General features: G+C 65.4%; 11 protein-coding genes. 3 read left to right on the forward strand and 8 right to left on the reverse strand.

Annotation, left to right across the window (positions count from 1 at the left end; translation table 11 throughout):
* Nucleotides 1-7 precede the first annotated feature (7 nt).
* The 5 genes from SE92_RS04285 to SE92_RS04305 all read right to left on the reverse strand — a co-directional run bounded on the left by SE92_RS04285 (nucleotide 8) and on the right by SE92_RS04305 (nucleotide 5,591).
* On the reverse strand, nucleotides 8-961 hold the full coding sequence (locus tag SE92_RS04285) for a YVTN family beta-propeller repeat protein (RefSeq protein ID WP_063194617.1): 954 nt from the start codon (nucleotides 959-961) through the stop codon (nucleotides 8-10).
* Between the two features lie 17 nt (nucleotides 962-978).
* Nucleotides 979-1,545 carry an SRPBCC family protein gene (locus SE92_RS04290; RefSeq protein ID WP_063203341.1) on the reverse strand — a complete coding sequence of 189 codons (567 nt, stop codon included), beginning with the start codon at nucleotides 1,543-1,545 and terminating at the stop codon, nucleotides 979-981.
* A 966-nt stretch (nucleotides 1,546-2,511) separates the two neighbouring features.
* Entirely contained in the window at nucleotides 2,512-3,372 is an 861-nt protein-coding gene (locus SE92_RS04295; protein WP_063194618.1) for a PCC domain-containing protein, read from the reverse strand.
* A 9-nt stretch (nucleotides 3,373-3,381) separates the two neighbouring features.
* Nucleotides 3,382-4,989, reverse strand: coding sequence for an acyl-CoA synthetase (locus SE92_RS04300; RefSeq protein WP_063194619.1), 1,608 nt, complete (start codon nucleotides 4,987-4,989; stop codon nucleotides 3,382-3,384).
* A gap of 104 nt (nucleotides 4,990-5,093) precedes the next feature.
* Nucleotides 5,094-5,591 (reverse strand): hypothetical protein, encoded by a 498-nt coding sequence (locus tag SE92_RS04305; protein ID WP_063194620.1) that lies wholly within the window; start codon nucleotides 5,589-5,591, stop codon nucleotides 5,094-5,096.
* 94 nt (nucleotides 5,592-5,685) lie between these two features.
* Between SE92_RS04305 and SE92_RS04310 the strand changes: the two genes are divergently transcribed.
* Nucleotides 5,686-6,045, forward strand: coding sequence for a hypothetical protein (locus tag SE92_RS04310; RefSeq protein ID WP_063194621.1), 360 nt, complete (start codon nucleotides 5,686-5,688; stop codon nucleotides 6,043-6,045).
* An 86-nt stretch (nucleotides 6,046-6,131) separates the two neighbouring features.
* On the forward strand, nucleotides 6,132-6,407 hold the full coding sequence (locus SE92_RS04315) for a GNAT family N-acetyltransferase (protein WP_063194622.1): 276 nt from the start codon (nucleotides 6,132-6,134) through the stop codon (nucleotides 6,405-6,407).
* Between the two features lie 48 nt (nucleotides 6,408-6,455).
* Here SE92_RS04315 and SE92_RS04320 read toward each other — a convergent pair whose 3' ends face one another.
* Entirely contained in the window at nucleotides 6,456-6,851 is a 396-nt protein-coding gene (locus SE92_RS04320; RefSeq protein ID WP_063194623.1) for an SPW repeat protein, read from the reverse strand.
* A 198-nt stretch (nucleotides 6,852-7,049) separates the two neighbouring features.
* Nucleotides 7,050-7,973 (reverse strand): tetratricopeptide repeat protein, encoded by a 924-nt coding sequence (locus tag SE92_RS04325; protein ID WP_063194624.1) that lies wholly within the window; start codon nucleotides 7,971-7,973, stop codon nucleotides 7,050-7,052.
* A 102-nt stretch (nucleotides 7,974-8,075) separates the two neighbouring features.
* On the opposite strand from SE92_RS04325, the gene SE92_RS04330 reads away from it, so the two are divergent.
* Complete coding sequence (locus SE92_RS04330) at nucleotides 8,076-8,351, forward strand: GNAT family N-acetyltransferase (protein WP_063194625.1); 276 nt, start codon at nucleotides 8,076-8,078, stop codon at nucleotides 8,349-8,351.
* A gap of 53 nt (nucleotides 8,352-8,404) precedes the next feature.
* Here SE92_RS04330 and SE92_RS04335 read toward each other — a convergent pair.
* Nucleotides 8,405-8,613: DUF3597 domain-containing protein (locus tag SE92_RS04335; RefSeq protein ID WP_157095838.1), on the reverse strand; the 209-nt coding region annotated here is incomplete at its 5' end.

Here is an 8,613-nt window from a genome sequence, read left to right on the forward strand (position 1 = left end):
GCGCCCCCTACTCCGTCCTGCGCAAGAACGCCCCGAACGCCCTTGGGCCGTCGCCGGTCTTGATCTCGCCGATCACTTTCAGCTCAGCCGCGTCGATGACAACAAGCGTGTTGCTCTCCCAGCACGCCACGATGACGCGCTTGCCATCGGCGGTGGCGTTGATGCCTTCCGGATAGTCGCCGACATTGATGCGCTTGATGGGCTTCAGCGTCGTCACGTCGAACACGCTGACGGTGCCGCCATATTGGTCGGTGACGAAGCCGCGGCCCAGCGTCAGCGCCACCGCGTAGGGGCGCATGCCGACCTTAACGCGGCCGATCTCGCGCCCTTCCTCGATGTCGATCACGGAGACGTCGTCGGAGCCGACATTGGCGGTGTAGGCGCGCTTGCCCCCGGCATCGATGGTGACGCCGAACGGGCGGGTGCCGACCTTGATCGTCGCCTTGCGCTGGCGCGTCGTGGTGTCCACCACCGAAACGCTGTCGTCGTCGCGATCCGCCGAGAGCAGCAGCTTGCCGTCAGGCGTCACCGCCAGCCCCGAAGGCGAAGCACCGACCGCGATGCTGGCAGTGACGCTGCGCGAGGCCGCGTCGATCACCCGCACCGCAGCAGCATACCAGTCGGCGACATAGACGGTCTTGCCGTCGGGCGCTACCGCAATGCCGAGCGGCCCGCCGCCGACCTCGATGCGCCCCGCGACCTGTCGCGTGGCGGCGTCCACCACCGTCACCGCCTTGGCGTCGGGGCTCGTCACATAGGCAAAGCGCCCGTCCGCGCTGACGGCAACCCCGGCCGGCTTGCCACCGATCGGGATCGTGGCCACGGCGCGCGAGGTCGCGAGGTTCACGACCATCAGGTCGTCGCTGAGCTGGTTGGTGACGAACGCCTCCTCGGCGGCAGCGCCGCCGGGACCAGCCCAGCAAAGGCTGGAGGCGAGCGCCGCCAAGAGCAGCGCCCGCAAGTCCCGAGCCCGCACGATCAGCTACCGCTCTCGATCTTCTTCTTCAGCGCCTCGAGGCCGGTCTTGTAGAGCCCGCTCACCGCGGTCTTGGCGGCTTCGTCGTTCAGCTCCGGCGGCGGATCGTTGTTGGGAAAGCCCCGATAGAACGCGCCGGCCCATTCCAGCTTGGACTTGCCATCGGGCGCCGGCGACACCGTCAAGGTCGAGGAATAATTGGTCACCGGCAGCACCTTCACGTCGACCTTGGTGATCCGGTACGAATAGCTCTGCATCTCGGGCTCGTATTTGTAGAGCTCCTCCTCGACCGTCGCCCCGCCCTGCAGAGTGAGCGTCCGCGTCGCGCCGACCTCGTTGCCCTTTTCGCCCGTGGTCTTGGTGACGGGCGGAAGCCAGCTCATGTCCTGGAAATTGGAGATCGCGGCCCAGACCTTGGCCGGTGGCGCGCTGATCTCGATGGATTCCCGCACCTTCTGCCGGGTCGGCCCATGCGCCCAGACCGGACCAAAGGCCGCCGTCAAGCCTGCCGCCCCAATCACAGCCAGCGCCGCCGTCACGGCCGTGCGCCGTCCAATCGTCACCCTCATTCTCGTTTCCTCATACGTCCCGTTGATCATGCGCGACTTGGAATGCGCGCTCACGGTCATCCTAGCGTATTTTGGGGCCGAGGGGAGACCGGTTCATGGCGCCGTTGCGGCGGCGCTCGGCGCACCCCACAACCTGTTGCGCTGCCCGACGGGCAAAACACCCCACCGGGAGGTCAATGCCTCCAGCCAAAAACAATTCGCTTTACGCGAATTCGGAAATGTCGCATGTTTCGGCCACCTCAACCCGGGCCGAGGGGCGGATCGCGATCGTCACGAACGCGGGATGGGAGGTGGTGGACGCGGGCCGCGTCGCGCGCAGTCGGTTTGCAGGGCGGGTCACACCGTGAGCAGGCTACGCACGCATACGACAGGCGCAGGCTCGCGTACGGCAAAATCGTATGGTCCTGGCGCCCGGGGTTCTGGCGTCAAGCTTTGCGGCGATGTGGCGGCCAACCGGTGCGCACATCGATCAGCCGCAAGGCGACGGGGGCAATAGTGCAACGCTCCCCGGGGAGAGTACGACATAAGCCGTAAACCCGCTACGCAGGGAAGGCCGGATGTTCGGCTACACCTGTATGCCGCTGTGCAGCTTCCTTAAGCACACGCTTCGCACAGTGGACCGCGGGTGCCAGCCGGCACCCGGCCTTCCCTGCGCCCTCGGCACTCTTGAGGGCGGCAACGGCCGCAAAGCTCGGGCAGATCATGCCGCGAGAACGCGAATTCGTGCCGCCTCAGTTCCGGATGGAAATGCGAGATGGATACGACTCTCGTGCCCCGGACGCAGCGCAGCTTTGGCGATGCGCTGCAGAGCCGCGGCCCATGCGGCAGCGATACGTTAGGCCCCCTGGATCCCGGCTCTGCGCCGCACCGCTTGCGCGCTGCGTCGCGTCCGGGACACGAGAGCGGAGAACGGTGCCACATCATACTCCGTCATTGCGAGCGCTGCGAACCAATCCAGGTCGTCATCTAATCCAGCGCCTCCAGCACCAGCTCCATCGTCATCAGCACAGGATTGTCGCCGCGGACCAGGCGTCCCTCGGCGAGGCCGCCGGTGTAGTCGATCAGCGCGACGTCGAGCGCGGCTTCGAGAGCGCCAGAATCCCTCGGCGCGATCAGCGCAGCCGTCACCGCAAGCTCGGTTGCGAACGGCTCGGTCACGCTGCCATGGCTGAAGCGCGCGCCGATGGTCGAGCCGACGCCGCCATGGATTTTCGCACGCGCGATGCCGTGCGCGCGGCAGAACTCTTCGAGGCAGAACGCAAAATCCTGATTGGGACGCAGCCGCAGCGCAAACGCGCGGCTGGTGGTGCGCGCGCCCGTGCTCGCAGCGGCCATCGGCCCAAACAGCTTGAAATTGGTCTCGGGATCGGGCTCGGCGGTGAACATCGCGCCATCGAGACCGAAGGCCTCGACGGCGAACGGTTCGGCGACGACCGTCTCGTCCGGCAGCATGTGGCCGCCGCCGGCCTTGCCGTCGGCCTCCGTCCACAGCCCATGGCAATGAAAGAACGGCGCGCCGTCGCGGGTGCCGAGCGTCATGGAGCCGAGCCTCGTGCGCGTCACGCCGCCGGGCCGGAACGTGTCGCTGTAGAACGCGGCGTTCTCGCCGGTCTTCGACAGCGCCGGCATGACATAGGCGAACGGTCCGAGCGCGCCGTGCCGGAAGTTGAGCACGCCGCCGGCAAAACCTTCGGCCGCAAAGCCGCGCCGCGCGGCCTCCAGCAGCGGCACACCGGCCTGAAGGGTGAACGAGAAGGCGCGCCCCCTCGCCTCCACCCATTGAATGCGTTCTGCGAGCGGCGCGCCCGGCTGCTTGATACTCCGCATCACCCGCGCTCAGCCCACTTTCGTCTTGTCGAGATCGAGCAGCCCGCGTGCCTCGAGCTCGTCGCGCACCATGCGCTTCGGGACCTTGCCATAGCCCGACTTCGGCAAGGCCTCCCAGAAGAAGAAGCGTTTCGGCATCTTGTAGCGCGGCACCTTCGGCGAAAGGAACGCCGCCATCTCCGCCTCGCTCACCGGCTTCTCGCCCTCGCGCGGAACGCAGACGGCAACGCCGACTTCGCCCCAGGTCGCATCGGGCACCCCGAGCACGGCAACTTCGCCCACCGCGGGATGCGTCAAAATCTTCTCCTCGATCTCGCGAGGATAGATGTTGGAGCCGCCGGAGATGTACATGTCGGAAGCGCGGCCGGTGATATAGACAAAACCCTCCTCGTCCATGTGGCCGAGATCGCCGGTGCGGAACCAGCCGTTGCGGAACGCCTTCGCATTGGCTTCGGGATTGTCGTAGTAGCCCGCGAGCACGGCAGGACCGATCACGCAGATCTCGCCGCTTTGGTTCGCCTGGAGCTCGCGGCCCTCGTCGTCCTGGATCGAGACCTGCATGCCGGTGCGTTCAAAGCCGCAGGTGCCGATCTTCGCGTGTGGGCCGTCTTCGGGATCGTGCAGCGCCGCGGGCAGCACGGTGATATTGCCAGTGACCTCGCCGAGGCCGAAATACTGCACGATGACCTTGCCGAGCTTCTTCAACGCGGTCTTCTGGTCCTCGCGGTACATCGGCGCGCCTGCATAGATCACGTGGCGCAGCGAGGAATGGTCGTATTTGTCGACGGCGGGATGCTCGACCATCATCTTCAGGATCGTCGGCACCGTGAAGAGATTGGCGACCCGATGCGTCTCGATCAGGCGGAACGCCTCGTTGATGTCGAACTTCTCGGTGGGCAAGAGGACGGTGCAGACGCCGCGCGCGGTCTGCACCAGCTGATGCACGCCGGCGCCATGCGACAACGGCGCCACCACCAGCGATGCATCAGCCTCGGTCACGCCGGGGGTGAGATCGGCGAGATGGTTGGTGACGACGAATCCCATCTGGCCGTGGGTCAGCACCGCCGCCTTGGAGCGCCCGGTGGTGCCGGAGGTGAAGAAGAACCAGCAGGGATCGTCGTGCTCGACGGCGACGTTCTCGACCACCGCTCCGGCTTGCGCGGCGATGGCCTCAGCAACCGACGTCTCGGCGAACGCGGCCTTGCCGTCGATGCTCCAGGTGAACGCGAGCGCCCCGCCCTTCACGGCCGCGGCATGTTCAGGGAAATCGACGTGGCACAAAAACGCCTTCGCGCCGGAGGCCTCTGCGAGATAGGTGACCTCATCCGGCATCAGGCGGAAATTGGTGGGCACCCAGACCGCGCCGAGCCGGAATGCGGCGAACATCGAGACAAACATCTCGTCGCCATTCTTGGAATGCACCAGGATGCGATCGCCCTTGGTGATGCCGCGCGCGGCGAGCGCGGCCGCCAGCGCCGAGACCTGCGCATCGATCTGCCGCCAGGTCCAGGATCTGTCCCCCCAGACGAAGCCGGGGCGCGATCCAAGCCGCCGCGCATTCTGGGTCAGCATGTAAGCAAGATTCATGACGCGGCGGGACATGCGCAGGGGCTGCATGGGGCTTCCTCTTCGATCGCGGGCCTACGCAAGCAGGCCGCTCTTCGAGCCCTGTTTATCGCCATCGCCCGCGTCCCCGCAAGGCCGCCGGCCGCACACCTGCCCTACGGCTGCTTGAACGCGAACGGCGTTGCCGAAATCGTCCTCTGCTTCACGCAGGCTTGCGGACCAAAGCCGCCACAGAAGCTGCCATGCAAATCGAAGCGGATGCTGCGCGCGGCACCGCGCTTCACCGGCGGCGCCATAACCCTGTAGCGGAGGACGTAGCCGTCGAACACCTCGCGCACGCCGCTGTCCGGCAGCGTCACCAGGATCTTCATGACGCAGCCGCCGGTTCCGCAATAAGTGGTCTCGCGGTCCCCGCATTTGGTCGCGCTGAAATCGACGATGTAGTCGTCGCGGCCGTCGCCGGTGAGGTCGATCCTGCGCACCGTATCGCGCGCGAAAGTCACCTCGCCACCGTCCTGGCTGGTGCATTCCTCGTTGGCGTAGCGCAGCGCCGTCTGCACGCCGGGCGGATAGTCGGACGGATTGAACGGCTTGGCATCCTCGGCGCGCGCGGCGGAGGCGAACAGAGCGAGCATGAGAAACAGGTGACGCATGCGGGTTGGTCGCCGGCGAGGCCGCAATCGTTCAGGGAATTTTAAACATGATCGGCGCACCCTCGCTCAGTTCTCGCGTACAGAGTGCCGCATCATGGTCAAAGCGCCTGCCTTCCTTCTGTTGTCGCTGGCGCTCGCCGGATGTGCCGTCGGCCCACAAGCGCATCTGACGTCCGATCCTGCCTTCAGGCCTGCCCGCTATGCCTGGGACGGCGCCGGCGAGGATCCCAATCGGCCGAGCCCGGCCTCACGACCAACACGCAACCTCGCCCAGGCCGAGCGCAACAGGTCGCAAGCCGGACTTCAGCCCCAGTCGAAGGAATGGTGGCAAGCGCAGGACGCGAGCGAGGCCGAGCAGGATGCAAGGGTCAACCGCGCGCTCGTCATCTGCCAGGGATGCCTGCGTCCACAGCAGCAGCGAGAGGATTCCAGGCTCGCCAAAGCCGCGGACTGAACCACATTCGCAGCTGAAACCCGTCGACCTGATCGCACGTTACGACGTCGTGCGCGGGGGTCCTCTGAAGACATGGCGGAGACCACATGAGCGAAATCATCGACAACAAGGCCCATCACCGCTTCGAGCTCGAGATCGAGGGCCATCTTGCGACCGAGCACTACAAGCTCGACGGCAACGTCATCACGTTCGAGCACACCGACGTGCCGAAGGAACTCGGCGGCAAGGGCGTCGGTTCGAAGCTGGTGCAAGGCGCGCTCGACCAGGTCCGCAGCGCCGGATTGAAGCTGATCCCGCAATGCCCGTTCGTGAAGGCCTGGATCGAAAAGCACCCTGATTACGCGGACCTCGTGACGAGGTGAGAACACAGGCCCGCAGCCTGTCGCCAGCGGGCCAGCCGAGATCCTGGCCTATTGTCCGTGCCTGAGCATGTCCTGGTCGGTCATATCCCAATCCTGCCACAGCTGCAGCATGCCGAGCAGCACGAGCACGGCGCCTAGGCCCGTGTGATAGACGCGCAGAAAGCCCTCACCGGAATAGCCGAGCATGTAAGGCGAGCCGATGAGCCATAGCCCGACAAGGATCGTCGTCACCTCCTGCCAGCGCTGCAAGGCGACATATTCGAGCTGGCTGATGCCGAAGACAACGAGACCAATCGCGATCGCATTCAGGATCACTGTCTGGTCTCCGCTGATCGTCGCATCCTGAACGGGAAACCATGGCGAGGCCACGATGAGCACGCCGAGCGCCATCCCGCACCAGTCTTCCCATGTTCGATGAGTATTCAAGAAACCAAAGTCCGACATCGTACCCTCCTGTGACAGAGGCACACGTCGGCGGCTGGCGATCACGACTTCCGAATGTCTCGCGACCCTGCCGGCCGCATTCGGACGTATGTCCTGTAAGAGCACGTGGGAACCGCCGGCGGCTGCGCAAGAGCGGACTTGAGGATTATTTCGATGGCCGCGCGCTGTTCAAAGTCATCAACCCATGCCGCGCCTTAGCTAGAGAGCCCCGAGCTTCCTCAACGAGTCCTGCGCGGACGTCACGTCCGGATCCAGCTCCAGCGCCTTCCGGAGATCGGCGATCGCGCCCTGCTTGTCGCCGAGCCGCAGGCGGGCCTGTCCGCGATTATTCCAGGAATAGGCGTCAGTGGGATCGTATCGCAATGCCTTGTCGTAGTCGGAAACACCACCCTTGTTGTCGCCCTGGAACAGGCGGATCATGCCGCGATTGCGCCAGCCGCGCGCGTCGGTCGGCGCGATGCGGATCGCTTCGCCGTAGTCGGCGGCGGCACGGTCGAGCTGCTCGGTGTCCCGGTAGACGTTGCCGCGATCGATATAGGCGAGCAGATCGGGCGCAAGCTTGATCCGCATGGTGTAGTCGGCGAGCGCATGCGTCATGTCGCGCTTGCGGTAATAGGCGAGACCGCGATTGCTATAGGCCATGGCGGAATTCGGGTTGCGCTTGATCGCCGCATCGAAATCGGCCAGGGCGCCGTCGAGGTCGCCCTTGTTGAAGCGGGACTCGCCACGATTGTTGTAGGCCAGCGCCAGCGACGGATCGAGCTTGATGGCCTGGTCGTACTCGGCAATGGCACGATCGTAGTCGCGCTTGAACGAATAGACCCGGCCGCGATTGTTATGGGGGCAGGCATAATCCGGAGCGAGCCTGATGGCTTCGTCGAGGTCGGACAGCGCGGCATCGAGCTCGCGCTTCTCGGTGAGACCATGACCGCGGTTGCAATAGGCGCCGGCGAGCCTGTCGCCGCTCTCGCTCTTGGTCTCGATCACGGTGGAGCAGGCCTTGACCCGTTGGTCGGGCGTGCTGCTCAGCGCCACACACGCATCCCAGGCCGGGCCGCCCTCGGCCGAGGCCGTCGAGCTCAGCGCGGCAAGCAACACCATGAGGCCGTACCGGACACGCATTTTGCGGATATCTCCCCTGCAGCAACCCTCCTTGGTCGCACCTTGGCAAGGGCTGGTTCAGACGCCTAGATCAGAGCAACGAGCACGTTGGAAGGATCTTGCATGGCCGCATCGGTACGAGACAACAAGGATAGGAGCCGCTTCGAGCTCGATGTCGGCAGCGAGGTCGCCTTCGCCAATTACCGGCTGACACCGGCGGCGGTCATCATCACCCACACCGAGACGCCGCGCGCGCTGCGCGGCCGCGGCATCGGCTCAGAACTGGTCAAGGGCGCGCTGGACCTGATCCGCCGCGACGGCAAGAAGGTGATCGCCGGCTGCGGCTTCGTCGTCGACTATCTCGACCGGCATCCGGAGGATGCCGATCTGGTCGCCTGAAAGCAAAAGGGCCCGCGCGATGGCGGGCCCTTCCGTCACGACCGGCGTTTCGGTCAGTGCTTGATCTCCGGCGGCAGCTTGCCGCCATTGGCGGCGAGCTTGGACATCACCTGCTTGTGCAGCCAGACGTTCATGCTGGCGGAGTCGTTCATGTCACCAGTGTAGCCCAGCTCCTTGGCGAGATCCTTGCGCGCTGCAAGGCTGGAATCGATGTCGAGCGCCTTCATGAGATCGACGATCGAGGTCCGCCATTCCAGCTTCT

Source organism: Bradyrhizobium sp. AT1 (assembly GCF_001590795.1).
Classification (GTDB): domain Bacteria; phylum Pseudomonadota; class Alphaproteobacteria; order Rhizobiales; family Xanthobacteraceae; genus Bradyrhizobium.